Below are 24237 nucleotides of genomic sequence, written 5' to 3' on the forward strand. Positions count from 1 at the left end.
CCCTTACCTTTTGTAAGCAGACGATTTTAAAAAACTTCCGATACGTGGTATACTTTTTTTAGTTTTAAAAATGGAGGGGAAGTACGATGGCAAAAGAAATTACTGATAAAACTTTTTCAGAAGAAACCGATAAAGGCTTAGTCCTTATTGATTTTTGGGCAACTTGGTGTGGTCCATGTCGGATGCAAGCGCCGATCTTGGAACAATTAGCGAACGAATATGAAGAAGACGAATTGAAGATCGTGAAAATGGATGTGGATGAAAATCCTGAAACACCAGCTTCATTCGGGATCATGTCTATTCCAACTTTGTTGTTGAAAAAAGACGGCCAAGTCGTTGATAAAGCAATTGGGGTGCATACAAAAGATCAATTGAAAGCTTTAGTTGCGGAACATATGTAATAGAAGAAACGTTTTTGAAGCAATAGCCGAAAGTGGCTATTGCTTTTTTTATTTTGGGGACAAAGTCTTTGAAGAATGCCTTTGACGTTTCTAACTTCTACTCTTTGTTCCATGCACTGTTGCTGGGGTTCACTCAATTGCTAACGAGAAAAGTGAGAATGAACATTAAGAAAGCAGTCATTCTCCAGCAATGTTAGCAGATCAGAAAAAAAAGATTGACGCTGGTTATATCATTCGATAATATATCATTAAGTGATATAGCTAGTGGGACGGAGGAATCAAATGGATGAGGCATTGACAGATTCAACCTATTTGATTTTATTAGCGCTTTTAAAGCCGAAACATGGGTATCTCATCATGAAACAGATCCATGAGCTAAGCCAAGGGACGTTTGAGATTGGTCCCGCAACGATGTATACGATTTTAAAGAAGCTGACGAAAAAGGGGTGGATCGATTTAGAGGAGAGCGTTGACCGAAAAAAAATCTATCAGATTACACCAGAAGGAAGACAAGTTCTGGAGAGAGATATTCAACGGCGCAAATTATTTTATCAAATCGGAGAACAGGTTTTCGAAGCGTTAGGGGGAGAGCAAGATGGGCATCAATAAGAAATACCTTCTTTCACTTGGTGTAGCCTATTACCCAGAAAAGGAAATGGTTCGTCTGCAAAAACAAGCGTCGTTAGGGTGGCACTTTGTGAAGATGAATCGGTTAGGGTTTTTGAAGTTTATCAAAGGAGACCCAGAAACGACCAAATATGCAGTAGACTTTTTCGAAGGAGAGCCCTCTGAGATCGTTGATTACTTAGCGATGTATCAAGCAGGAGGCTGGACTTATATCAGCAATTATAAAGATCGCTATTTTTATTTTAAAGCGTCTCCTGACACACCAGCGATTTTCAGTGACCAAGAAAGCTATCAAGAACGGATCGATAATGAAACACGGTATTTAATGAAAAAATCGATTCTACTTTCGGTGATCAGTTTAGTGATATTAGCAGCAATTTATTTTCTGATCCGTTATTTCAATATTCGCACAAATCCATTTTGGTCCTTTGGACTAGGATTGATTACGGGGCTGGTGTTTATCCCGATTGGGGTAGGATTGACCACGATCCTGATGAAATTCTTATATAAAAATCGAGCAAGTTATTACAATGAACCAGAGAAACTGGCGAAGCGTCAACGAGTGATCCGCGATACCGTCATCTTGATGTTTGTCGGAGCGCTCATTGGCGCCGTTATCGGCTTTTTCTTTAGTGATATATTTTATTAGATAGGGAAGGTGAGCATGTGTTAGAAGCAAAACAATTAGTAAAAACATTTGGCGATTATACAGCAGTCGATCAATTGTCCTTTACCATCAATGATGGACAGATCATGGGCTTGATTGGTCAAAATGGTGCTGGTAAAACGACGACATTCCGATTGATCTTGGATTTCTTGAAAGCCGATCAAGGGGAAGTATTGTGGGATGGCCATAAAATTAGTGAAAAAGAATACAATATTATCGGCTATCTGCCAGAAGAACGCGGCTTGTTTCCAAAAGTAACGATTGAAGATCAATTGATCTATTTCGCGCGGTTACGAGGCAAGAAGAAAGAAGACATCGTACCAAAAATCGACTATTGGATGGACAAATTTAAAGTCAAGGGCAAGAAAACCGATAAAGTCAAATCGCTATCAAAAGGAAATCAGCAAAAAGTTCAGCTGATCTCAACGTTGATCCATGAACCAAAATTGGTGATTTTAGATGAACCATTTAGTGGGTTAGACCCCGTCAATGCAGAACTGTTGAAAAATGGGATCATTGAACTGAAAAAAAATGGCTCATGTGTCATTTTCTCCAGTCATAATATGGATAATGTGGAAAAAATCTGCGATCACTTGATTATGCTGCGGGATGGTCAAACTGTCTTAAACGGAAAAGTTCATGAAATTCGTGAATCCTTTGGGCGGACGAAAGTCTATTTAGAATCCAACTTGACGAAAGAACAGCTCTTGGCAGTGGCAGGTGTCGAGGAAGTTCTTGCCAGAGAAGATGGCAGCTATGATATTACGATCGCTGATCCTGCAGTAGGAAAAACCTTATTTGATTTAGCAACGGCGGATGGTTATATCCCTATGTTCAATCAACAACCGCCAACGTTAGAAGAAATCTTTAAGCGGAAGGCGGGAAAAATAAATGAGTAAGTTTTGGGTAATCGCATTAGATGTTTATAAAAAAAATATCAAATCAATTTCGTTTTTGATTATGATTCTCGTGCCATTTATTGCAACGGGGGCATTTTATCTCATTGGTTATTTTGCTGATGGTATGAACAGTGTCGACAAAATTGCCGTTTATGCGAATGAACCAGCCATTGCGCAGACCTTTGTGGACCAAAGCGGCGATGATTTTGAATTTGAAATTGTTGACAGCGAAGAACAAGGGCAGCAACAGATGGCAGACAAAGATGCTGATGCTTTGTTACTTATTACTGCTTCTGGGGATACGCTGCAAGGGGAATTATTAAGCGAGTCCTCGATGGGGCAAGCTTTAGAGCTGACGATCCAACAGTTATTGACGGGTTTGCAGTCTTCCTATAGAGCTAGTGAGCTTGGCTTGACTGCTGAGCAAGTGGCAGTCCTTAGTGAAGTCGCACCGCTTGATCGTCAAAAAGTTTCCTTCGGTGAAGATGGCGAAATGACTTATGGGGAAGACAATACCGCGATGCAATCACTAGTAAGTATGATCGCAACAATCATCCTCTTTTTCTTTATCATTACTTACGCACAGATCATTGCACAAGAGATCGCTTCTGAAAAAGGAACACGCATCATGGAAGTCATTTTGTCTAGTACACGGGCGCAAATCCATTACTATGCCAAATTGACTGGTGTAATCATGGTTGCAGCGACCCAGCTAGTTGCTTATGTTGCGATTTTTGGCGGGAGCTATTTCTGGATCAAGGATAACCCAATGGTAAAAGACTTGTTGGCAAACTTTTCGACAGATGGCATTTTTGGTCCCTTCCTGGTGTTTGCGATCGTTTTCGTCTTCTTAGGAATTTTGATCTACTCGGTCTTGTCAGCCCTTTGCGGGTCGTTAGTGAACAAAGCAGAAGATACGGCGAAAGCCATCATTCCAGTAACGTATCTTTCATTAGGCGGGTATATGCTTGGAATCGTGCTAGGCGGTATGGATCCTCATAACGTGGTCTTGCGAGTAACTTCCTATGTACCATTTTTATCTTCCTTCATTATGCCAGTACGGCTTGCTAATGATACAGTGGGTATCGGCGGTGCATTGATTTCAGTAGGGATTCTTGCTGTTACCACAATTGTCCTGATGCTGGTTTCTGCAAAAATGTACAAATCAAATGTCTTGATCTATAACGACAATGGCATTTTAGCAACGTTGAAACAATCACTAGTGTTAATGAAAAACGAGAAATAAGCAAAACGCCCGATCCTTTTCGTGATCGGGCGTTTTTTATTCGCTAAAATCTAGAAAACAAGGGGCAAGACTTTAGAATTCCTGCACAAAAAAGTTGAAGATCGATTGCTCAGAAGGCAGCTTGTGAGCGGCTAGCTCAGGATGCCACTGAATGCCTAAGATCGGTGCGCCATAGGCAGTGGATTCAATGGCTTCAACGACACCATCAGGAGCGGTGGCAATCACGTTGAAATCATCCGCAACTGTTTTGACCGCTTGGTGATGAAAAGAATTGACGTGATAGGTTGTGCCTAAAAGAGCAGCCAAACGACTGTCTGCCTTGATTTTTACCCGATGTGTAGGGAATTGAAAGAACGTCGGCAATTGCACGTGTTTGATCGTTGGGTGATCGATCAAAGAGAGATCTTGGTACAAACTCCCACCAAATGCGACATTGAGTAACTGCATGCCGCGGCAGATTCCAAAGATCGGTTTGTTTTGAGCCACTGCTTCTTTGATCAATGCCAATTCAAAGACATCACGATCAGGATGAATGCCTTGAATCAAGGGATGAGGATCTTCGCCATAGTGAACAGGGGAGACATCGTGACCACCGGCTAATAATAGTTTATCGATTTTGCTGATGTAAGTTGCAGCATCTTCCACGACACCCATTGGTAATAATAGGGGAATGCCTTGGGCTTGTTGGATATGGGTCACAAAATTTTTGGGTGTATATGACAACCAATGTTCTGCTTCTTCAATCATTGGTCGTTCATTAGCAGCGATGCCGATAATGGGTTTCATTTGATCAAACCTTTCTACTAGTAAATGAATCGAAATGAATCGAAAAAGAAAAAAGGACACGGGGTCCTTTTTTCGATCACCTTCGCTTTATTTTTCGCGAATAACTTCGATTTTGTAGCCATCAGGATCTTTCACAAAATAGTAAGAAGGAGAAGTTCCTGGGAGTCCTTTCAGGTCAGTGACATCAAATCCAGCCGCTTGGTGCTTCTCATGAAGCGCTTCTAGATCATCGGTACTGATGGCGATATGGCCATAGCCGTCGCCTAACTCATAGCCAGGATGGTCATAGTTATACGTCAACTCTAGCTCGTAATCATCACCAGGCAAAGTTAAGTAAACCAAAGTAAATTTATGTTCAGGAAAATCACGACGGCGAGATTCTTCAAAACCAAAGGCAGTTTGATAAAAATATAGAGAAGCCGTTAAGTCTTTGACGCGGACACATGTGTGAGCCATTTTCATGGGTAAATCATCCTTTCGATCTTGATAGTTGTATGATAACATATTTTCTCTTTTTGTAACGAATAAAAGACAACCGAGCGTTATTTCCAGCTTGTCCAGACTATTGGCATAGGGTAAAATGGAAAGAAAGTGTTGGTGGAGGGAATCATGCCAGAAAAGGAAATTGTGTTCGGGGAAAAAGAAGCGGGGAAACCATACAAATCAAGATATGGGGCGTATGTCGTTCTTCCAAACGAAAAAAATGAAGTGATCTTGGTGCAAGCACCCAACGGCGCATACTTTTTGCCCGGTGGTGAAATTGAGCCAAATGAGAGCAAAGAAGAAGCGATCCAACGAGAATTGATTGAAGAACTTGGATTTGAAGGGGAGATTGCTGAGTATCTAGGGGAGGCAGTTGAATACTTCTATTCGCGCCATCGCGATACATTTTACCATCACCCGGGCTATTTCTATTTAATGACACAGTGGAAAAAAGTTTGCGAACCGACAGAAGAAACCAATCAATTGTCTTGGCACACGCCAGAAGAAGCGATCCAACGATTGAAACGCGGCAGCCATAAATGGGCAGTTGAACAGTGGTTGGCAAAATAAAAAAGTCAGGTTTCCGATAAAAAGGAAACCTGACTTTTTTGCACTTAGTTATTTGTTAAAACATACTTGTTGATTACTTCTGCTACACCGTCTTCTTCATTTGAAGCGGTTAGGACATCTGCGGCATTTTTCACGTTTTCAGTAGCATTGGCCATCGCCACACCGATACCAGCATATTCCACCATGGTTAAATCATTTTCATTATCGCCGATCGCCATGACTTCTTCTTGTTTGATGCCTAAGTGCTCCGCCAATTTTTTGACAGCAGCTCCTTTATGGGCTTGTTTATTTAGGACTTCCAAGAAGTATGGAGCACTTTTAACCACATTGTAGTTGTCGGTCAAACTGCTCGGCAATTGTGGGATGATCTGATCCAGTATTGCGGGATCATCGATCATCATCATTTTGATGATATTCAAGTCAGCAGTCATTTCTTCTGGTGTCCGATATTTCAATGGCATGTTGACTAAGAAGGCTTCATAAATCGTGTAAGGACTGATATCGCGGTTAGCGGTATACATGGTATCCTCAGTTTCTACATGAAGGTGAACCCCTAATTTTCTCGCAGTCATCTCAACAAAGAGATAGTCATCTTGGGACAAGCCGAATTCAGAGATGATCTCTTGATTTTTGGTTTTTTGAACCAAAGAGCCATTGTAGGTAATCACGAAATCATTGTCCGTAAATAAGTCTAGTTCCTTCAATAAATCTTGGACACCAGTTAAGGGGCGTCCCGTACACAAAACGATGCGCACGCCTTGTGCTTCTGCGTCTTTTAATGCTTTGTAAACTGCTGGAGTGATCTTGCGGTCGTTGTTCAGCAGGGTACCATCGATATCGATGGCGATCAGTTTGATACTCATAAGTTCCTCCTAGTGGCTTGGTTTGATCAAAGCACCATTGCGAATGTGCTTGGCAAACTCTTGATACGTCTCTCCAAATAAATCATAGTGATTTTGGATGTTGGGGTCAATCATTTCTTTTGGAAAATAAAAGCGTTGGTCACCTTGGGTTTGTCCCGCTAAGGCTGCAACAAGTTGACTGGCTTGGGATAATTCTACAAGGGAACCATCTTTTTCCTGTAATTCGATCTGTGTCCGATGCTTACCAGAAGTTGGTCGATAAAAATCATAAGGCAGATCGAAGCTTGAATTGATGGCAGTATAGTAGCGGGGATTGAAGCCGACTTTTTCCACCAGTCCCTGCATTTCTTCAATCATCGGCAACTGTGTCTCATCGTCAAAGCGAGCGGATTTTAGCGGTTTACGATTTAAGAACCGCTTGGCTAAATCGCTGAGGATCGGATCATTCTCTTCCGTCCATTGGGTAAAGTAGGTATTCAACACGCCATCGTCGAGTTTCAAGTATTCATCTAAAGTGAATTCTTGTTTTAAAAATGGGAGAAGCAGTTGCGAATGGCTTTGAAACATTTCCTGATCCACTTGATAAAGTTCTGCAGCACGATCCAGCAAGTGGGCTAAGATCACTTCCATCCCTCGAGAACTCGCATGGAAATAAACTTGCACATACATTTGGTAACGACTGACGATGTAGTCCTCCACAGCGTGCATGCCATTCATAGAAAAAGCAATACCGCCTTCGTACGGACGAATCACTCGTAAAATTCTGGTCAGATCAAACGTGCCGTATTCAGTGCCGGTAAAATAAGCATCGCGCAGCAAGTAGTCCATCCGATCAGCATCGATTTGACTGGAAATCATTTGAACGACTTGGGGATTTGGATAGGTTTTAGTGATGACACTTGCCACTTTCTCAGGAAATCCAGCCTCCACTCGGTTCAATATCTGATGAACTTCCGTTTCAGGAGAAGTGATGATCGCCACTGTGATGGCTTCATGGTCTGTATGGAAAATATGCTCAAAGGTGTGGGAGTATGGACCATGGCCCACATCATGAAGCAATGCTGCACACAAGGTCACTAAACGCTCCTTATCATCCCAGCCGTTCGGTCCAACTTTTTCAATCGAATAATTGCGTTGGAAAATATCGCAAATGCGGCGGCTGATTTCATAAACCCCCAAGGAGTGAGAAAAGCGGCTGTGTTCTGCTCCGTGAAAGGTGAAAGAAGCAGTCCCTAGTTGTTTGATTCGTCGCAAACGCTGCACTTCTTTGGAATTGATCAAGTCTAAAATCACTTGGTGCTGCACATGGACATAGTTATGAACAGGGTCACGAAACACTTTTTCTATCGCTAAGGTTTGATATTTATATGGTAGGCTCATCGCTAAACTCCTTTATTGGGTGATTTCGCTTTTCCATGCCAGCTAAGCGTTGCTGCATTTGTTCGCTAAGGTCATTTTCTGAAAGCCATTGATCCAGTGACTCAAGCGGATATAGGGATTGGTCTGTGATCAAGAAAAGCAGGGCTTTTTGCAAGCGGTCAATCACCTCTTGTGTGGTAAACTTACGGCCGAGAGCCGCTTCTAAAGTGGTCATGCTCGCAGGATTGACGGCTGGATAGCCATCCGTACCAAAGCGCTCTTTTAAACCTGCTTGGTAAAAACGACGAACGAGAGAGCCGCGGGCTGGTTGGTCGCCATTGATACTCAGATACATCATGACAGCCACGCCGTCTTTGATCCGTCGTTGTGCTGTACCAGCAATTTTTTTCCCATCAATACTCAGGTCATAGGTGCCTGGGCAATACGAGTCAGCAATTTCATAAGCCAAAATTGTCCGCTCAGGAAAGGCTGTTTGCAACAATGTCGCCATCATTTCATAGGCTGCATCCGTAGTGGCAGCCAAATGTTTAGGGAAAATGAGGGAGACATTCAAAATACCGGCATCATTGATGACCCCAAGCCCGCCTGAGTTGCGGATGATCGAGGCATAGCCAGCTTCTTTCAAAACCTGCAGACCAGCTGTCAAAAAAGGCAACCTGGTATCTTTCATTCCTAAAATCATCGTATCGGACAACTGCCAAAAATGACAATAAACTTGTTCCTGTTTGCCAGCAGCTTCGGTGGCAACATCGGTGAAGGCAAATGGCTCATAAGGATTGTGGATACGTGGTAAGGTTTGATCCATTATATAGATAGTCAAATCGGTTAAACTCCTTTAAAAGTAACTGTTATCCTTATTATATACGATTCTTGGAAAATTACTTGGAGAAAAGAATGAAAACTTGCTTTTGTTTTCGCTTTTTTATTTTCAATGAAGAAATAGACCAAGGAGAATCAACTGAAATGATTGACAAACGAATGAAAAAAAGCAAGAATGAAACTGAAATCTTCAAAGGAGGCACACGTACATGCAAGAATTATCAAAAGGAATCCCAATCTCGATTCATTTAACAACCAATGTACGACAAGCAGGGGAAACAGAGAACTTTCTGTTTGATCTGCAAGGACAAGCAGTCAAGATCGGTGATACCTTATATATCCGTTACAAAGAGATCCAGCCAGACGGTACCGACGTTCCCGTCACGATGAAAATCATGCCAGACGGATTGATTCAATTGATTCGCTCAGGGGAAATGCGCATGCGCTTGAAATTTTCTTATAAGGAACGTTTAGAGACGAGCTACCAAACCCCGTATGGCTTGATGATGTTCCACACCTTCACCAATCATTTGCACGTTAGCTTGAAAGACCGTCCATATTCGGGAAAGATCGATATCGATTATGACTTGTTCATGGCTGCTGACAAAGTCGGCGAATACAAACTATCTTTAGAATTTACCGCTTGATCAAAGGGAAATTGAAAGAAAAAATTGCAATTTGAGACGTAATTTTGTATGATTAGGAGTAGACTGTGAAAGGACGTGTCCCGTTTGGAAATTAATGTATTTGAAGGTGTAAATAAAAACGAATTGTCGATGATTGAAGTTGCCCATGCGATTTTAGAGCAGCGCGGTGACGTGATGGATTTTTCTGATTTGGTCAACCAAATTCAAAACTATCTTGAAACTTCAGACAGCGAGATTCGTGATTCATTGGCGCAGTTTTATACAGACTTGAATATCGACGGTAGTTTTATTTCTTTAGGCGACAATCGTTGGGGCTTACGTTCATGGTACGCCATTGATTCGATCGATGAAGAAGTCAACCATGGCATCGAAGACGAGGATGAAGATACACCACGTCGTCGCAAACGTAAAAAAGTCAATGCCTTTATCAACGATGATGAAGACGCAATCGATTATAACGATGATGATCCTGAGGATACTGATTTGTCAGATGACGAAGAAGATGATCTCTTTGATGATGATGATGACGAGGATGAAGAAATCTCGGCATACAATTCAGACTTGCAAGAAATCGGCGCCGACAATAGCACCGATGATGAAGAAGAATTACCTGACAGCATTGAGGAAGATCTAACCATTATCGATGACGATGATGAAGATGATTTTGCGGATGAAGAGGAAGAAGAGGAGTAATCCTCTTCTTTTTTTCGCCTTTGGGCTGCAAGCAGCTTTTAATCGCTGAAGGACGATTTCGTCTTCTTACATAGATACAAATAAAAAAAGGAACCGCATCAGCGGTCCCTAAGTGCTTTTGAATTATTGATTTGAATCGAGTATACTTGTAACGAAAAGAAAAAACGCGCCTTGAGGGAATCGAACCCCCGTCTCAAGAACCGGAATCTTACGTGATATCCACTACACTAAAGGCGCGAAGCACAAATATTAGTTTAACCAATTTCAGTGAAAAAAACAAGAGGTAGAATGATGAAATTTCAACAGCAATTTTCACAACAACAAAAACAGACGCAAAAGCTTGCTATGACGCAGAAATTACAGCAATCAATCCAAGTGCTGCAATTTTCTGCAGACGAATTATTGTCCTTCATAGATAACCAAGCATTAGAAAATCCATTGATTGATCTGGGGGAATATGATTCGCCCATCACACCAAGCAAAAGCAATGGCTCATCAGAACAATTGATGGATTATTTAAGCCAGATCCCTGACCAGCATACGTCTTTATTCGAATACCTCATCGATCAAGTGCATTTAAACTACCGAGATACCTTCTTGCGGACGATCGTTTTATTTTTAGTCGAGTACATTGATTTAAACGGCTTTTTGACGATTGATCTGGAAGAAGCTGGAAAACTTGTTGGTGGGACCCCAATCCAAATGCTTGATGCCTTGACCTTGATCCAGCAGCTAGATCCAGCAGGCGTCGGTGCTCGTGATCTAAGAGAGTGTTTGATGCTACAAACGGAAAGAGATGATTATGCGCCGCCAATGGCCTATCTCATTTTAGAAGAATTCTTCACGGAAATGGCAGAGCGCAAGTGGGATAAAATCAGCAAAGCACTGCAGATTCCCTTAACTGAGATCCAAAAGGTCTTTGATTATGTTCAAACATTGACTCCCACACCAGGGGCGGCGTTCGGTTCAACGGATGGGCTTTACATCGTCCCTGACCTGCGAGTGACGGTTGAAAAAGGACAACCAATCGTGAAATCAAACAAGCGCGCCTTACCAGAAGTTCGCTTTCAGCAGCAGTACTTTGACCAATTGAAGCAAAGCGGTGATCCAGAGGTTTTAAGTTATTTAGACAATAAAGCCCAAGAGTTCGAGTGGCTAAAGAAGACCTTGCAACAACGAGGAGATACCATCTATCGTGTCGGCGTGCAGATCGTTGCGCGGCAAAAGGAGTTTTTCACTCAACCAGATCGCCCATTAAAGCCATTGGTTTTAAGAGAAGTTGCCGAAGAGTTAGGCATTCATGAATCAACGGTCAGCCGGGCAGTCAAGGGGAAATACTTGGAAACCTCCTTTGGGGTGTTTGAATTAAAACTATTTTTTGGACAGAAAGTTTCGACACAAGAAAGCGGTGATGACCTGACGACGGCATCGATCAAACAGCTGCTAAAAGCACTGATCGATGAAGAAAACAAAAACAAACCATTGTCAGACCAAAAGTTGACAGATGCTCTCAAAGCCCAGGGTATCGATATTTCCAGACGAACGGTGGCAAAGTATCGTGAAGCCATGAATATCCCTGGTTCTTCCAAGCGGAAACGATTCGAGTAAAGCAAAACGTACTATTAACGAGTAGGAAAGGCAGCAAAGCCTTTCCTTTTTTATCGATCCTTTCCTCTTTTTCAAATTATGACGATTTTATGAAAAGCAAGATTTTGTGACTGAAATAGTTGCGTATCAAGGCGATAAGTGCTACTATTATTGGTGTAGGAAACAGATTTAAATTTTTTTTGCAATCGATGGGTCATTTTAAGTCATTGTAGGACGAAAATTGTCCAACGGGAGGATATAAAATGCTCGATGAATTAAAATTGATTGAGGCAATCACCCCGGATATTCTCGCTGTACTCCAGGAACGTTACCGTATCTTAAGAAATATTTATTGGATGCAGCCCGTTGGCCGCCGGACACTTTCGGAAAGTTTATCAATGACGGAACGCGTGTTGAGGACGGAAACAGATATCCTTAAAAAGCTAAAACTGATCGACTCTTCAAAAAGCGGCATGCAATTGACCGCCTATGGAGAAGAAGTGTACACGAAGATCGGTGCACTGATGGATCAGCTGTTCGGAATGCACCAAATCGAAAAACGATTATCAGAGACCTTTGGCATCGAACGTTGTTTGATTGCGAGCGGCGATGGTGATCGACAACCGAAAGTGATTGCTGAATTTGGCCAGTTGCTGAATGAATCGTTGGATCTCTTATTGCCAGAAGGCAAAAACACCATCGCAGTGATGGGAGGGACGACAATGGCGAAAGTTGCCGAGGAATTGGGCAATTTGGAAACCGCCAAACGTCATAACTTGTTTGTTCCAGCCCGTGGCGGTATCGGAGAATCAGTCAACGTGCAAGCAAACTCAGTCAGCTCAGTAATGGCGATGCAGACAAACGGCGATTATCGCTCCTTGTTTGTACCAGAACAATTAAGCATGAACACCTACGAGTTTCTCTTGAAAGAACCCGCCATCGTTGATGTCTTAAACTTGATAAGTCAAGCGAATTGTGTTATTCATAGTATTGGACGGGCGTTGCATATGGCGGCTCGACGAAAAATGTCAGAACAAGAAATTCTGATGTTAAAACAAAAAAATGCAGTTGCAGAATCCTTTGGGTATTTCTTTAACGAAGCTGGCGAGGTCGTCTACAAAGTTCCTCGCATCGGACTTCAATTAAAAGATTTGCAAAAAGTCCCAATCATTTTTGCGGTCGCTGGCGGACAATCAAAAGCCAAAGCGGTCAATGCATACATGAAAAATGCACCAAAACAAACCTGGCTCATCACCGATGAAGCTTGCGCAAATGAGATTTTAAAAGGGGCAACCCTTTAAAATAAATATTTTTATGATTTTCATAAGGAGGAAATCTTAAATGACAGTTAAAGTAGGTATTAATGGATTTGGACGTATCGGACGCTTAGCATTTCGTCGTATCCAAGAAGTAGAAGGAATCGAAGTTGTGGCTATCAATGACTTAACAGATGCTAAAATGTTAGCTCACTTGTTAAAATATGATACAACACAAGGACGTTTCAACGGTACAGTTGAAGTTCACGAAGGTTCATTCAATGTGAACGGAAACGAAATCAAAGTTTTAGCTAACCGCAACCCTGAAGAATTGCCTTGGGGCGAACTAGGTGTTGAAATCGTGTTAGAATGTACTGGATTCTTCACTTCTAAAGCAGCTGCTGAAAAACATTTAACAGCTGGTGCAAAACGTGTAGTTATCTCAGCTCCTGGTGGAAACGATGTTCCAACAATCGTTTACAACACAAACCATGAAACTTTAACAGGTGAAGAAACAGTTATCTCTGGTGCTTCATGTACAACAAACTGTTTAGCTCCTATGGCGAAAACATTGAACGACAAATTTGGTGTGATTGAAGGATTAATGACTACAATCCACGCTTACACAGGTGACCAAATGACTCTAGACGGACCACACCCTAAAGGTGACTTCCGCCGTGCCCGTGCTGCTGCTGCAAACATCGTGCCTAACTCAACTGGTGCTGCTAAAGCGATCGGCTTAGTAATCCCAGAATTGAACGGCAAATTAGATGGTGCTGCTCAACGTGTTCCTGTTGCAACTGGTTCATTAACTGAATTAGTTACTGTTCTTGACAAAGAAGTAACTGTTGATGAAATCAATGCAGCAATGAAAGAAGCTTCAAACGAATCTTACGGTTACAACACAGACGAAATCGTTTCTTCTGATATCGTTGGTATGACTTACGGTTCATTATTTGATGCAACTCAAACAAAAGTTATGACTGTTGGCGACAAACAATTAGTTAAAACTGTTGCTTGGTACGACAATGAAATGTCATACACTGCACAATTAGTACGTACTTTAGAATACTTCGCTAACCTATAAGAGTTGCGAACGACTTTAATTTAAACCATCGCAAGAGAAAGCGGGGAAGCATCGCGCTTCTCCGCTTTTTTTAACAATTATGCTAGGAGGAATCTGTTCATGGCGAAAATGACAGTTCAAGATATCGATTTAAAAGATAAAAAAGTTCTTGTACGTGTGGACTTCAACGTTCCATTGAAAGATGGAGTGATCGGAGATGATACACGGATCAAAGCAGCATTACCAACAATCAATTACGTGATCGAAAACGGCGGAAAAGCAATTCTTTTCTCACACTTAGGTCGTGTGAAAGAAGAAGCAGATAAAGCTGGAAAATCTTTAGCGCCAGTTGCGAAACGTCTAGGCGAATTGTTAGGCAAAGAAGTAACTTTCGTGGATGAAACCCGTGGCGAAAAATTAGAAGCAGCGATCAACAACATGCAAGATGGCGATGTCGTTGTTTTTGAAAACACTCGTTTCGAAGACATCGATGGCAAAAAAGAAAGCAAAAACGATCCTGAACTAGGTAAATACTGGGCTTCTTTAGGCGATGTTTTTGTAAATGATGCCTTTGGTACCGCACACCGCGCACACGCTTCAAACGTAGGGATCGCTTCAACAGGTATCCCAACAGTTGCTGGTTTCTTAATGGAAAAAGAAATCAAATTCATCGGTGAAGCAGTCGAAGAACCAAAACGTCCAATGATCGCGATTCTTGGTGGAGCAAAAGTATCTGACAAAATCGGCGTAATCGAAAACTTGATTCCTAAAGCAGACAAAATCTTGATCGGCGGCGGAATGACGTATACGTTCTACAAAGCAAAAGGTATGGAAATCGGTAATTCTCTTGTGGAAGCAGACAAAGTAGAATTAGCAAAAGAATTGATCGAAAAAGCTGGCGATAAATTAGTATTACCAGTTGATTCAATCACTGCTGCTGAATTTTCAAATGATGTTCCAACAGAAGAACATACTGGTGATGTTCCTGAAGGACAAATGGGCTTAGATATTGGACCTGAAACCATCGCTTTGTTTGCTGAAACATTAAAAGGCGCAAAAACAGTCGTTTGGAACGGACCTATGGGTGTGTTTGAAATGTCTAACTTCGCAAACGGTACGATCGGTGTTTGTGAAGCAATTGCCAACCTTGAAGATGCAACAACGATCATCGGTGGCGGTGACTCTGCAGCTGCAGCAGAACAATTAGGTTTTGCTGACAAATTTACCCACATCTCAACGGGTGGCGGTGCCAGCCTTGAATTGCTAGAAGGAAAAACACTTCCTGGCCTAGCTGCGATCAACGATAAATAATCAATGACAAGCCGTGCAAAGGATCTCCTTTGCACGCTTGATAACGAAAAGGAGTGCCAGAACATGCGCAAACCAATTATTGCCGGAAACTGGAAAATGAACAAAACTGCGAAAGAAGCAAAAGAATTTGCTGAAGCAGTCAAAACAAAAATTCCTAGCAACGATACAGTTGACTCTGTGATCGGTTCGCCAGCTCTATTCTTAGAAACATTAGTGAATGCTGCTGAAGGAACAGAATTAAAAATTGCTGCTCAAAACAGCTACTGGGAAAATGAAGGTGCCTTTACTGGTGAAACTTCACCAGCAGCTTTAGCAGATCTAGGTGTTGACTATGTCATCATTGGTCATTCAGAACGTCGTGAATACTTCCATGAGACAGATGAAGACATCAACAAAAAAGCCAAAGCAATCTTTTCAAACGGCATGATTCCAATCCTATGCTGTGGTGAATCTTTAGAAACCTATGAAGCTGGCAAAACAGCGGAGTGGATCGAAGGACAAATTACTGCTGGCTTAGACGGTTTAACAGACGGTCAAGTAAGTAATCTTGTGATTGCGTACGAACCAATCTGGGCGATCGGTACTGGTAAATCAGCGGATGCAAACATCGCAGACGAAATTTGTGGCGTTGTCCGCAAAACCGTTGAAAAATTATACGGCAAAGAAGTTTCAGATAGCGTGCGTATCCAATACGGCGGTTCTGTAAAACCTGAAAACATTGCTGAATACATGGCAAAAGAAAATGTTGACGGAGCATTAGTTGGCGGCGCAAGCTTGCAAGCTGATTCATTCCTAGCATTATTAGATGCTGTAAAATAATTTCATTTTCATGAAAATAACATTTGCAGAATCGTGATTTTTTCACTACAATTAAGTTGTTCGCAAGGGGCTTTCCCCTTAAGATAAAACAAACTCAAAGGAGAGACAAAACATGTCAATTATTACTGATGTTTACGCACGCGAAGTCTTAGACTCACGTGGTAACCCAACTATCGAAGTAGAAGTCTACACAGAATCAGGTGCTTTCGGCCGCGGAATGGTTCCTTCAGGAGCTTCAACAGGTGAACACGAAGCAGTTGAATTACGTGATGGCGACAAAGCTCGTTATGGCGGTAAAGGTGTAACGAAAGCAGTTGACAATGTAAATAACATCATTGCAGAAGCTATCATCGGCTACGATGTACGTGACCAAATGGCTATCGATAAAGCAATGATCGCTTTAGACGGAACTCCTAACAAAGGCAAATTAGGCGCAAACGCGATTCTTGGTGTTTCTATCGCTGTTGCTCGTGCAGCTGCTGATTACCTAGAAGTACCTTTATACCACTACTTAGGCGGATTCAATACAAAAGTATTGCCAACTCCTATGATGAACATCGTCAACGGTGGTTCTCACTCTGACGCACCAATCGCTTTCCAAGAATTCATGATCTTGCCTGTAGGCGCACCTACATTCAAAGAAGGCTTACGTTGGGGTACTGAAGTATTCCACGCTTTGAAATCAATCTTGTCTAAACGTGGTTTAGAAACTTCAGTAGGTGACGAAGGTGGTTTCGCTCCTCGTTTTGAAGGAACTGAAGACGGTGTTGAAACAATCTTAGAAGCAATCAAAGCTGCTGGTTTAGAACCAGGTAAAGATGTATACCTAGGATTTGACTGTGCATCATCAGAATTCTACGAAAACGGTGTTTACGACTACTCTAAATTTGAAGGCGAAAACGGCGTAAAACGTACTGCTGCTGAACAAGTTGACTACTTAGAAGAATTAGTTAACAAATACCCAATCATCACTATCGAAGACGGTATGGATGAAAACGACTGGGATGGTTGGAAACTATTAACTGAACGCTTAGGCGACAAAGTTCAATTAGTAGGGGATGACTTGTTCGTTACAAATACTGAAATCCTTGAAAAAGGAATCAAAAACGGTATCGGTAACTCAATCCTGATCAAAGTTAACCAAATCGGTACATTGACGGAAACATTCAATGCTATCGAAATGGCGAAAGAAGCTGGTTACACTGCAGTCGTTTCTCACCGTTCAGGTGAAACAGAAGATTCAACAATCTCTGATATCGCAGTTGCAACAAACGCTGGCCAAATCAAAACTGGTTCTCTTTCACGTACTGACCGTATTGCAAAATACAACCAATTACTACGTATCGAAGACCAACTTGGTGAAGTTGCTGAATACAAAGGCTTGCAAGCTTTCTACAACTTAAAAAATAAATAATTTTAGTTTGATCAAACATTTTCGTTTGACTGTACTGAAATTATGGTAGAGTCCCCCCATGTGTAATTGACATGGGGGGACTTTTTTACGAGTTTTATCGGTATGCTAATTGTATGATAGACTATAGGAAAACTTAGTATTTTAGGAGAGAACGCTGATGAAAAAATTGTACATAAATAATGTAGTATCAAAGGAAGTAGAACATATTGTTTCGGCTGCAGGAATTATTGACCTATTTCCAAAAGAAGTGATCCTCCAGTATAATTGGCTGATTACCGATTATTCAGGTGACATAAGTATTTTGCATTCGATTGAAAAGAAGAAAAATGGAAAGTCGCTTATTTGGCTGAGCGGCCATAATTTATTGGATGCAATCAAAGATACTTATCTTTATGAAGGGGTGCTAACTGGTTTTTTACCCAGCATTTCTTTGGATGATCTTTTGATCTTTGATTCTTATCCTGAGTGGGAAGGCTGGAATCGTGATGTAGATCTTCCGTACATTCAGCATACATTAGGCAGCTTAGAATTAATCATTGATGATGGTAGCTCATATTCTGTCGTTACAGACGATACAGATCTATTGGTATATATAGAAAAGCATTGTAAGGATATAGCTGTGTCTGATTCATGTGATGAAAGACCAGACAGATCGTTTGGCGATCTTTATAGTCAACAGTTGCTACCCACAACTGTTGGCAACTGGTGGTTAACCTTTAACGGGGAGCCGATTTCTTTTAAAGTAATCGATGGTCATAGCAATTTTTCGAGTGACTACGGTGAAAGTCATCCAGATTGGGTCAACGAAATAATCGGTCGCTTTATCTTATTGCCTAATTTAAAAATGATCAAAAGGAAGGGAAAACTTGAGATAAAAACGAATCTTCCTCGACACTCTTTCCGTGATTTTGAAATCGTTAGTGGGCAAAGATACTATGGCGCGCAATATTTGTTAAAAAAATCTGCCAATAACCTTAATTTTGCTGTAACTCAATATTATGACGATGAGTGTTTCCTGAAAAAATCCGGGGGTGTATATCAACTTGACAGATCTGACTCGGGATTCCCAGCTTATTATATTGAGGGGAATCAAAGTCCAGCTGATTTAAGATTTTGTTTGTCATGGGGTGCATTGGCTACTGCAGATTCTTTGTCCTTGGATGTGGCTTGTGACTTTGATCAAGAGGAGATTGTTCAAACTTTTAGTAATTAAAAGTGAATGAAAGCTATATAGAAAAAATCTGTTTCTAGTAGATGAACAAGGAACAGTTTTTTTCTATAGAATGTAAGTTGAAAAGTTAAGAGAACTTATTAATAGAGGGGAAATAACAATAAGATTTTAAAGAATCTGCTAAAATTTTTGTAACCAAAAATGAAAATAATATGATTATTTATGAAAATTTTCATTTTCAGTTTACAATTATTTTTTTTTGACAAGTGAAATTTTAGCGAGTAGCCAATCACTCTTGGTGTTTAAGAGTTTTCAATGAAAGAACTTTTATCACAAACAAAAGATTCTTTCTGGATTTTGAGTATTTATCATGAAAAAAATATTCTATTGTTTTTCAAACAAAAGAAATCCTATTTCATTTTCACAAATTTCCTTGAGAGCAGGACCCATTTTTCGGTTTTTGCTCTCATTTTTCTCACAGAATCAAAATTTGGGTCATTTTGCATTTTCTCTTTTTTCCGATTAGGATAATCACCTGAGTAAAATTTGTTGTTTGGAGGAAGAGAAATGTGTACTTATGTGAAAAAAATAGCTTACCCAATGTTCATGCTGTCCTTACTTATGTTATCCTATTTGGCGCCTTTATTATCAGTCATCACAGCCAATGCAGACACCGAGGAGAATCCTAAAACAATCCTATTTCAAAATGAAAAAGGAACAGCGCAAGTGACCTCATCACCAAATCCTACGACAGGAGAAATCACTTGGACGATCGAGGTAGAAAAGAATCAGCAATCTGCTGCTAATCAACTGGCATTCAGCTTGAGTGAAGGAGAACGAACGGTTCTGCCAGAATCAATCCAAAGCAACGGCACGCCATTTACATATGATCCGCAAAGACAGCAGCTGATGGAAGAAAGTACTAGCAGCTCCTTTAGCCAAATGACGCTAACGTTTCAAACAAAAGCTCTTGAAACATTGACAATCAAATCCGCATTTCTTCAAGCAGAGGAAGAAAATGGACAAGTGAAAGAAGACATTATCAACACAACAGATGTAGCAGTTGTTCTACCTGACAATCAATCCACAGAAGCAACGAGTGCCGAAGCAGTGCTTGCTGACAGTCAGGAACAAACAGAAGCTTCCGAAAAACAGCCTGCAACAAAAAGCAGCGAACCACAACCACAAGCAGAGTCAACTACCGCATCAACAGCAATAGAATCAACGACTGATACACAAGTAAGTGCGCCATCAGCTGTACAACTATCAAGTGGCGGCAGCTTTAAAAATGATGTGCCAGAAGTTGATGACGCACTTCTAGGAGAAGCCCAATATTTTCATATTTTTGCTAACCATGCGACGCTAAATACCCACACGAACGGAAACTTAGCAGTGGGAGAACTAAATGGAAATGTCAATTTTGGAACCAGTATTCAGGATGGTTCGTTGGCAACAGAAATCAATTATATTCAAAAGGTCAATACGATCGCAAATTCTTCTTTTGTGTCAGGAACTGATAGCAGAAAAAACAAAGTTGTCTTTGGCCCATCAGTCACAGTAGATTTAGCAGATCAAAATCAACAACCTGCCGTTTTTGTAAATGGACAGAGAATGGATCACTTGAAAACTTCCGAAGTTTTCCAAGATCAATCTGCAAGTGAACCGTATATAGATTTTAAAAAGGTATTTTCAACGTTACAGGCGACGTCAGAAAGGCTAGGAGCCTATCCGCAAACACCCGGTGTAACCAAAGATTTTACTGATAATAATCAGCGGGTCATTAATACCGCCCGTGCTGAAAATGATACGCAAGAGGTGGTGTTGACCTTAACGGATGAACAAGGAAACCCGCTTGATGACGGTGTCTACGAACTTCAAAATAAAAAGACACATAAAGAGGTTGATGAAGAGGTCACAAATGATGATGGACAAGTAATCGAAACGGATCTTCCAGAAGGGGACTATTCCTTTGTTGAAACAGAAGCGCCAGACGGTTATCTAATCGACAAGAAACCAATTTCCTTTTCGGCAGACACTATTGATGAGGAAGATCAAAAGGTAGTCGTTACTCTTTCAAAAACAGAGTTAGAAAAAGATACACCCATTACCATCAAAGGGCTAACAAAAGGCACGTCTCCTGTACTCATCAATGTGGATACTGAAGGAGCAAGTACCGTTAATATCAAGTCGCAAATCAAACTAGAATATACAGATGGTACGACGCGCAATAGTCATGAAACAGAAGATTTTGATGATGCCGTTATCCTATGGAATTTTATTAATCAGCCAGAAAATCAAATGCTTTCGATTAATAGTCCCTTCCAAGGAACGATTTTGGCTGTTGGTGATACAGTTGATGTCCATCAAAATGTTGACGGTAGTATCATTGCTGATACGGTATTGGTCAATGCGGAAACCCACCGCTGGGATCTTCAAGCCAATGAAACGGTTGTACCGATAATCAAACTAGCTGCAATGAATCACCTGCTGTCTCTTGATACAACGACAATCAGCGGAACCAAAACGTGGGACGATTATGACAACAAATTTAATACCCGTCCGACAAGCATTACGGTTCAATTACTGCAAAACGGTGAAGTGTTCCAAACAAAAATGGTTACCCCAAATAAAGAGGGGGAATGGCATTATGAATTTACCGATCTACCAACAACCGACGAATCTGGTCAGACCTATGACTACGCAATTCAAGAAACACCCGTTGAAGGATACACCACCAAAGTAAATGGCTATGACCTAATCAACACCTACCGTAATACCGAAACGACAGAAGTATCAGGAACAAAGACATGGAATGACTACGACAACAAGTACAATACCCGTCCTGAAAGCATCACTGTCAAACTGATTCAAAATGATAAGGAAATCGACAAGCAAGTCGTAAAAGCAGATAAAGATGGGAACTGGACCTATCGCTTTGACAATCTGCCTAAATACGATGCCGTAGGAGAAGCCTACACTTACACGATCCAAGAAGAAAATGTTCCAGAATACACCACCAAAGTAAATGGCTATGACCTAGTCAACACCTACCGCAATACTGAAACGACAGAAGTATCGGGAAAAAAGACATGGAATGACTATGACAATAAGTTCAATACCCGTCCTGAAAGCATCACTGTCAAACTGATTCAAAATGATAAGGAAATCGACAAGCAAGTCGTAAAATCAGATAACCACGGCAACTGGACCTATCGCTTTGACAATCTGCCTAAGTATGATGCCGAAGGAAAAGCCTACACTTACAAGATCCAAGAAGAAAATGTTCTAGGATACACCACCAAAGTAAACGGCTATGACCTAGTCAACACCTACCGCAATACTGAAACGACAGAAGTATCAGGAACAAAGACATGGAATGACTACGACAACAAGTACAATACCCGTCCTGAAAGCATCACTGTCAAACTGATACAAAATGATAAGGAAATCGACAAGCAAGTCGTAAAAGCAGATAAAGATGGGAACTGGACCTATCGCTTTGACAATCTGCCTAAATACGATGCCGTAGGAGAAGCCTACACTTACACGATCCAAAAAGAAAATGTTCCAGAATACACCACCAAAGTAAATGGCTATGACCTAGTCAACACCTACCGCAATACTGAAACGACAGAAGTATCGGGAAAAAAGACATGGAATGACTATGACAATAAGTTCAATACCCGTCCTGAAAGCATCACTGTCAAACTGATACAAAATGATAAGGAAATCGACAAGCAAGTCGTAAAATCAGATAACCACGGCAACTGGACTTATCGCTTTGATAAGCTGCCAAAATACGACGCCGAAGGAAAAGCATATACTTACAAGATCCAAGAAGAAAATGTTCCAGGATACACCAGTGAAATCAACGGTTATGATCTAGTCAATACGTACCGCAATACGGAAACAACAACAGTTTCAGGTACGAAAACATGGAATGATAACAACAATCAGCTCAATATCCGACCAGAAAGTATTACTGTCGAATTAATGCAAAACGGTAAAGAGATCGACAATCAAATCGTAAAAGCAGATAAAGAAGGCAACTGGACCTATCGCTTTGATAAGCTGCCAAAATACGATGCCGAAGGAAAAGCCTATACCTACACGATCCAAGAAGTAAAAGTTCCAGATTACACCACCAAAATAAATGGCTATAACTTAGTCAACACTTATACAGGGCCAGAGACACCGAAAACCCCGAGTGATCCTAAAAAGCCGCAGGTCCCGTTATCACCTAAAAAGCCAGATACATCTAAACAACCGGAAGATGACAACAAGAATGACGCAAACCATGCGACTACTGAAAAACGATTGCCTAAGACAAACGAGCGCTCTTCTTATGTGTGGAGTATCCTTGGAAGTATTTTACTCGTTACAAGCGTTGGGATACTTTATCGACGAAAACATAGTTAACCAATCAAAACTTTGTCCTGCTTCTCTGCTAGAAGTCAGGGCAAAGTTTTTTTAAAAGTATAGGACTTAATTAAGACATGCGACAAAACTTTGGCTGAAATCCATTGTAAATGGTAAACTAAAATTAAGGGGGGATCCTATGGTTTGGCTATTGCTACTACTGCTTATTTTTGGTTTTTTGGTGTACTATGTATATCGCACGTCTGTTTTGAAAAAGGGCGTACGCTATTTTGTTTCGGCGATCATTATGCGAAACAATGAATGGTATGAAAAAGAAGGCAGAAAGAAACTGGGGATTCCATACAAAGAGCGGATCGCAACAAAGAGTTCGGCTTTTTGGGCACAAGGTTCGGAATGTACGGTAACGACCGCCGATGATCTGATCCTAACAGCGAAAGTCTTTGATCAGTGTGCAAAAACGTGGGTGATCTGCTTGCATGGGTATCGCAGTGATGGGCAAGCAGATTGTCAAGAGGCGGCCGAGAAATTCTGGTCTGCTGGTTACAATGTTTTAGTTCCTGATTTGCGTGGACATGGCCGCAGTGAAGGCAAAGAGATCGGTTTAGGGTGGCTAGATCGGATGGATCTGCTTTTGTGGATCGATAAGATTTTGGAAAAAGACCCACAAACACAAATCTTCCTCTATGGTTTAGGAATGGGGGCTGCGACCTTGCTGCTGGCTAGCGGAGAAGTCATGCCGGTACAAGTGGCTGGGTTGATCTCAGACAGCAGCTATACGTCTGTTTACAGTGCGATCCGATCAAGCTTGCCGCAATTTTCTCGGTTACCGATCAAACGCTTTTTGCGCTTAGCGAATCGCTATAGCAAACAATTAGTCGGTTATCCCTTCTTGCAGATCTCGGTGACCCGACAAGTCGGCAGCAACCATTTACCTGTGCTGTTTTTACAAGGAGAAAAAGATTCGTTTCTTTCGGAAAAAGAGATCAATACCTTAATGGAAGCAACGGCTGGACCGAAACAAAAAGTCCTCTTTGCGAATATGGGACATTTACAGGCAATTAAAGATGCACCAGAATATTGGCCAACCGTTTTGCAATTCATTGAGAATATCAAACAAAATACAGACATCGTCTGATAGAAAGGAAGAAAGCA

At 41.2% G+C, this 24237-nt stretch carries 22 protein-coding genes and 1 tRNA gene; 17 read left to right on the forward strand and 6 right to left on the reverse strand.

Annotation, left to right across the window (positions count from 1 at the left end; translation table 11 throughout):
• Positions 1 to 86: 86 nt before the first annotated feature.
• The 5 genes from trxA (at position 87) to IGJ15_RS03355 (ending at position 3840) form a co-directional block, all read left to right on the forward strand.
• Complete coding sequence (gene trxA, locus IGJ15_RS03335; protein WP_005228645.1) at positions 87 to 401, forward strand: thioredoxin; 315 nt, start codon at positions 87 to 89, stop codon at positions 399 to 401.
• 282 nt (positions 402 to 683) lie between these two features.
• Positions 684 to 1010: a PadR family transcriptional regulator gene (locus tag IGJ15_RS03340; RefSeq protein WP_010749815.1), complete on the forward strand. Its 327-nt coding sequence runs from the start codon at positions 684 to 686 to the stop codon at positions 1008 to 1010.
• Positions 997 to 1677, forward strand: a complete 681-nt coding sequence (locus tag IGJ15_RS03345) for a DUF2812 domain-containing protein (protein WP_231434767.1) — start codon at positions 997 to 999, stop codon at positions 1675 to 1677. Before IGJ15_RS03340 ends, IGJ15_RS03345 begins: the two co-directional genes overlap by 14 nt.
• A gap of 17 nt (positions 1678 to 1694) precedes the next feature.
• Positions 1695 to 2594, forward strand: coding sequence for an ABC transporter ATP-binding protein (locus tag IGJ15_RS03350; protein WP_005228654.1), 900 nt, complete (start codon positions 1695 to 1697; stop codon positions 2592 to 2594).
• Positions 2587 to 3840 carry an ABC transporter permease gene (locus IGJ15_RS03355; protein WP_005228656.1) on the forward strand — a complete coding sequence of 418 codons (1254 nt, stop codon included), beginning with the start codon at positions 2587 to 2589 and terminating at the stop codon, positions 3838 to 3840. Before IGJ15_RS03350 ends, IGJ15_RS03355 begins: the two co-directional genes overlap by 8 nt.
• Positions 3841 to 3912: 72 nt before the next feature.
• Here IGJ15_RS03355 and IGJ15_RS03360 read toward each other — a convergent pair whose 3' ends face one another.
• Together IGJ15_RS03360 and gloA are read right to left on the reverse strand one after the other, a co-directional pair.
• The gene (locus IGJ15_RS03360; protein ID WP_015510190.1) at positions 3913 to 4626 is read right to left on the reverse strand and encodes a gamma-glutamyl-gamma-aminobutyrate hydrolase family protein; all 714 of its coding nucleotides are present in this window, start codon (positions 4624 to 4626) and stop codon (positions 3913 to 3915) included.
• Between the two features lie 87 nt (positions 4627 to 4713).
• The gene (gloA, locus tag IGJ15_RS03365) at positions 4714 to 5088 is read right to left on the reverse strand and encodes a lactoylglutathione lyase (protein WP_201688537.1); all 375 of its coding nucleotides are present in this window, start codon (positions 5086 to 5088) and stop codon (positions 4714 to 4716) included.
• A 147-nt stretch (positions 5089 to 5235) separates the two neighbouring features.
• On the opposite strand from gloA, the gene IGJ15_RS03370 reads away from it, so the two are divergent.
• Positions 5236 to 5679, forward strand: a complete 444-nt coding sequence (locus IGJ15_RS03370) for an NUDIX hydrolase (protein ID WP_005228661.1) — start codon at positions 5236 to 5238, stop codon at positions 5677 to 5679.
• A gap of 44 nt (positions 5680 to 5723) precedes the next feature.
• On the opposite strand, the gene yidA is transcribed toward IGJ15_RS03370, so the two are convergent.
• From yidA to IGJ15_RS03385, 3 genes are read right to left on the reverse strand one after another with little or no spacing between them, the layout of a single operon-like run.
• Positions 5724 to 6542 (reverse strand): sugar-phosphatase, encoded by an 819-nt coding sequence (yidA, locus tag IGJ15_RS03375; protein WP_005228663.1) that lies wholly within the window; start codon positions 6540 to 6542, stop codon positions 5724 to 5726.
• A gap of 9 nt (positions 6543 to 6551) precedes the next feature.
• Complete coding sequence (locus IGJ15_RS03380) at positions 6552 to 7922, reverse strand: HD domain-containing protein (protein ID WP_010749809.1); 1371 nt, start codon at positions 7920 to 7922, stop codon at positions 6552 to 6554.
• Positions 7906 to 8727, reverse strand: coding sequence for a lipoate--protein ligase family protein (locus IGJ15_RS03385; protein WP_074535534.1), 822 nt, complete (start codon positions 8725 to 8727; stop codon positions 7906 to 7908). Before IGJ15_RS03385 ends, IGJ15_RS03380 begins: the two co-directional genes overlap by 17 nt.
• Positions 8728 to 8950: 223 nt before the next feature.
• On the opposite strand from IGJ15_RS03385, the gene IGJ15_RS03390 reads away from it, so the two are divergent.
• Both IGJ15_RS03390 and rpoE read left to right on the forward strand, forming a co-directional pair.
• Complete coding sequence (locus tag IGJ15_RS03390; protein WP_005228669.1) at positions 8951 to 9388, forward strand: DUF1934 domain-containing protein; 438 nt, start codon at positions 8951 to 8953, stop codon at positions 9386 to 9388.
• Positions 9389 to 9472: 84 nt separating this feature from the next.
• Entirely contained in the window at positions 9473 to 10081 is a 609-nt protein-coding gene (rpoE, locus tag IGJ15_RS03395; protein ID WP_005234347.1) for a DNA-directed RNA polymerase subunit delta, read from the forward strand.
• A gap of 165 nt (positions 10082 to 10246) precedes the next feature.
• On the opposite strand, the gene IGJ15_RS03400 is transcribed toward rpoE, so the two are convergent.
• Positions 10247 to 10318: transfer RNA gene (locus IGJ15_RS03400), tRNA-Arg, on the reverse strand.
• A 51-nt stretch (positions 10319 to 10369) separates the two neighbouring features.
• Here IGJ15_RS03400 and rpoN point away from each other — a divergent pair.
• The 9 genes from rpoN (at position 10370) to IGJ15_RS03445 (ending at position 24220) form a co-directional block, all read left to right on the forward strand.
• Entirely contained in the window at positions 10370 to 11689 is a 1320-nt protein-coding gene (gene rpoN, locus IGJ15_RS03405; RefSeq protein WP_231434766.1) for an RNA polymerase factor sigma-54, read from the forward strand.
• Between the two features lie 242 nt (positions 11690 to 11931).
• Positions 11932 to 12969 carry a sugar-binding transcriptional regulator gene (locus IGJ15_RS03410; RefSeq protein ID WP_005228675.1) on the forward strand — a complete coding sequence of 346 codons (1038 nt, stop codon included), beginning with the start codon at positions 11932 to 11934 and terminating at the stop codon, positions 12967 to 12969.
• Positions 12970 to 13009: 40 nt separating this feature from the next.
• Positions 13010 to 14011, forward strand: a complete 1002-nt coding sequence (gene gap / locus IGJ15_RS03415; RefSeq protein WP_008380858.1) for a type I glyceraldehyde-3-phosphate dehydrogenase — start codon at positions 13010 to 13012, stop codon at positions 14009 to 14011.
• Positions 14012 to 14110: 99 nt separating this feature from the next.
• Positions 14111 to 15301, forward strand: a complete 1191-nt coding sequence (locus IGJ15_RS03420) for a phosphoglycerate kinase (protein WP_005234355.1) — start codon at positions 14111 to 14113, stop codon at positions 15299 to 15301.
• 63 nt (positions 15302 to 15364) lie between these two features.
• Positions 15365 to 16120, forward strand: coding sequence for a triose-phosphate isomerase (tpiA, locus tag IGJ15_RS03425; RefSeq protein WP_010749804.1), 756 nt, complete (start codon positions 15365 to 15367; stop codon positions 16118 to 16120).
• 112 nt (positions 16121 to 16232) lie between these two features.
• Positions 16233 to 17534, forward strand: a complete 1302-nt coding sequence (gene eno / locus IGJ15_RS03430; RefSeq protein ID WP_005228686.1) for a surface-displayed alpha-enolase — start codon at positions 16233 to 16235, stop codon at positions 17532 to 17534.
• Between the two features lie 157 nt (positions 17535 to 17691).
• Positions 17692 to 18747, forward strand: a complete 1056-nt coding sequence (locus IGJ15_RS03435) for a hypothetical protein (RefSeq protein ID WP_231434765.1) — start codon at positions 17692 to 17694, stop codon at positions 18745 to 18747.
• A gap of 525 nt (positions 18748 to 19272) precedes the next feature.
• Positions 19273 to 23124, forward strand: coding sequence for a Cna B-type domain-containing protein (locus IGJ15_RS03440; protein WP_412045841.1), 3852 nt, complete (start codon positions 19273 to 19275; stop codon positions 23122 to 23124).
• A gap of 139 nt (positions 23125 to 23263) precedes the next feature.
• Entirely contained in the window at positions 23264 to 24220 is a 957-nt protein-coding gene (locus IGJ15_RS03445) for an alpha/beta hydrolase (RefSeq protein WP_231434763.1), read from the forward strand.
• The last annotated feature ends 17 nt before the right edge of the window (positions 24221 to 24237 follow it).

This window comes from Enterococcus sp. AZ079 (assembly GCF_050547255.1).
Lineage (GTDB): Bacteria > Bacillota > Bacilli > Lactobacillales > Enterococcaceae > Enterococcus_D > Enterococcus_D casseliflavus.

Excerpts from the sequence above, each read along its gene's own strand:
- trxA (WP_005228645.1), top strand. The coding sequence starts at position 87 with ATGGCAAAAGAAATTACTGATAAAACTTTTTCAGAAGAAACCGATAAA.
- IGJ15_RS03340 (WP_010749815.1), top strand. The coding sequence starts at position 684 with ATGGATGAGGCATTGACAGATTCAACCTATTTGATTTTATTAGCGCTT.
- IGJ15_RS03345 (WP_231434767.1), top strand. The coding sequence starts at position 997 with ATGGGCATCAATAAGAAATACCTTCTTTCACTTGGTGTAGCCTATTAC.
- IGJ15_RS03355 (WP_005228656.1), top strand. The coding sequence starts at position 2,587 with ATGAGTAAGTTTTGGGTAATCGCATTAGATGTTTATAAAAAAAATATC.
- IGJ15_RS03360 (WP_015510190.1), bottom strand. The coding sequence starts at position 4,626 with ATGAAACCCATTATCGGCATCGCTGCTAATGAACGACCAATGATTGAA.
- gloA (WP_201688537.1), bottom strand. The coding sequence starts at position 5,088 with ATGAAAATGGCTCACACATGTGTCCGCGTCAAAGACTTAACGGCTTCT.
- IGJ15_RS03370 (WP_005228661.1), top strand. The coding sequence starts at position 5,236 with ATGCCAGAAAAGGAAATTGTGTTCGGGGAAAAAGAAGCGGGGAAACCA.
- yidA (WP_005228663.1), bottom strand. The coding sequence starts at position 6,542 with ATGAGTATCAAACTGATCGCCATCGATATCGATGGTACCCTGCTGAAC.
- IGJ15_RS03380 (WP_010749809.1), bottom strand. The coding sequence starts at position 7,922 with ATGAGCCTACCATATAAATATCAAACCTTAGCGATAGAAAAAGTGTTT.
- IGJ15_RS03385 (WP_074535534.1), bottom strand. The coding sequence starts at position 8,727 with ATGGATCAAACCTTACCACGTATCCACAATCCTTATGAGCCATTTGCC.
- IGJ15_RS03390 (WP_005228669.1), top strand. The coding sequence starts at position 8,951 with ATGCAAGAATTATCAAAAGGAATCCCAATCTCGATTCATTTAACAACC.
- rpoN (WP_231434766.1), top strand. The coding sequence starts at position 10,370 with ATGATGAAATTTCAACAGCAATTTTCACAACAACAAAAACAGACGCAA.
- IGJ15_RS03410 (WP_005228675.1), top strand. The coding sequence starts at position 11,932 with ATGCTCGATGAATTAAAATTGATTGAGGCAATCACCCCGGATATTCTC.
- gap (WP_008380858.1), top strand. The coding sequence starts at position 13,010 with ATGACAGTTAAAGTAGGTATTAATGGATTTGGACGTATCGGACGCTTA.
- IGJ15_RS03420 (WP_005234355.1), top strand. The coding sequence starts at position 14,111 with ATGGCGAAAATGACAGTTCAAGATATCGATTTAAAAGATAAAAAAGTT.
- tpiA (WP_010749804.1), top strand. The coding sequence starts at position 15,365 with ATGCGCAAACCAATTATTGCCGGAAACTGGAAAATGAACAAAACTGCG.
- eno (WP_005228686.1), top strand. The coding sequence starts at position 16,233 with ATGTCAATTATTACTGATGTTTACGCACGCGAAGTCTTAGACTCACGT.
- IGJ15_RS03435 (WP_231434765.1), top strand. The coding sequence starts at position 17,692 with ATGAAAAAATTGTACATAAATAATGTAGTATCAAAGGAAGTAGAACAT.
- IGJ15_RS03440 (WP_412045841.1), top strand. The coding sequence starts at position 19,273 with ATGTGTACTTATGTGAAAAAAATAGCTTACCCAATGTTCATGCTGTCC.
- IGJ15_RS03445 (WP_231434763.1), top strand. The coding sequence starts at position 23,264 with ATGGTTTGGCTATTGCTACTACTGCTTATTTTTGGTTTTTTGGTGTAC.